The 1,041-nt window shown below is 51.6% G+C and carries 2 protein-coding genes; one reads left to right on the forward strand and one right to left on the reverse strand.

Annotated features, from left to right (window positions below; translation table 11 throughout):
- Positions 1–253 precede the first annotated feature (253 nt).
- Complete coding sequence (locus QHC67_RS18670) at positions 254–382, reverse strand: hypothetical protein (protein WP_319296656.1); 129 nt, start codon at positions 380–382, stop codon at positions 254–256.
- A gap of 206 nt (positions 383–588) precedes the next feature.
- Between QHC67_RS18670 and QHC67_RS18675 the strand changes: the two genes are divergently transcribed.
- Positions 589–996, forward strand: a complete 408-nt coding sequence (locus QHC67_RS18675) for a hypothetical protein (protein ID WP_319296658.1) — start codon at positions 589–591, stop codon at positions 994–996.
- Positions 997–1,041 lie beyond the last annotated feature (45 nt).

Below are 1,041 nucleotides of genomic sequence, written 5' to 3' on the forward strand. Positions count from 1 at the left end.
TCCTCACCTCCCGTCAGCCGCAATGAATCAAATCACGCAGCCATTGGCTAGGGGTTTTTGGAGGTCCCCATCTGCGCCCGCACCTCCCACCGACATCATCGAGCCGATACGCGGTTCTCCGGTGAACACGGGCTGAAGTCGCAGCATTCTGAAGTGCTAAGGATCTGAGGCCTTTCCTTAAAAAGCGATATCAACGTTCTGCAACATTGAGCGCGTCAGAGCAGATGCGCAAGAGATGCCACTGATGGGCTACTTAGCGATTTCGCTGGGCACTTAAGCGTGAACCATTCGCATAGGCGCCCGCCTGATCGCGCGCCAAAATTTCTTCACCAAGATGTTCAGTCGCCAATCCGCAAGCAATTTTCGCGATCGGATAGATCATCGACTATGCCCACAGTCTTTGCTTCAGGACGAACTTGCGCGAGCAGGACGCTTTTTCGGTAGGCCCTAGTCGCCGGCATATGGCACTGGCACAATTCGACGTTGATCCAGAATGCTCCAGGAGCGAACGATGGATTATCAATCCAGATTGTAGTTAATCATCTTGTCATTAAGAGAGAAGACGACAAAGCTTAAGAGGGACAATTAATGAAACGCTTCACTGGACAGGCTGTTTGGATTGCAGTCGCATTGGCGACTGGCAGTTGCGGCGGTGATGCAGCCTCGCCGCCCGTTGTTTCTCCACCGGCACAGGTACCTACTCCTACTCCTACTCCTACTCCTGCGAGGTACAATCAAATCGGTTTTTTCAACCCGCTTGGAACGCCAGCAGAATTGCCCAGCCGAATGACGTTTGGAATGATCAACGCGTACAGTGTAAAGCAGGTGGAAGAGAGCTTAACTGCAGCTCAAGGCACCACATACAAAGTAAAAATCGATGTATCCGACCTTATTTTATTGCGGAGAAACCCTGCTTCGGTGGGCACTAAATATAGCGATTCAACTGGAACAAATTATTCAAAGCACTTGGGCACCTCTATCAACCTCGCGTTCTGACGCCTGTTTGGCAGCGGAGGGCTGATGAAGCGCTGCCTTTGCCAG

The organism is Sphingobium sp. (assembly GCF_033795625.1).
Taxonomy (GTDB): domain Bacteria; phylum Pseudomonadota; class Alphaproteobacteria; order Sphingomonadales; family Sphingomonadaceae; genus Sphingobium.

Coding starts and splice junctions, on each gene's coding strand:
- QHC67_RS18675 (WP_319296658.1), top strand. CDS start 589: ATGAAACGCTTCACTGGACAGGCTGTTTGGATTGCAGTCGCATTGGCG.
- QHC67_RS18670 (WP_319296656.1), bottom strand. CDS start 382: ATGATCTATCCGATCGCGAAAATTGCTTGCGGATTGGCGACTGAACAT.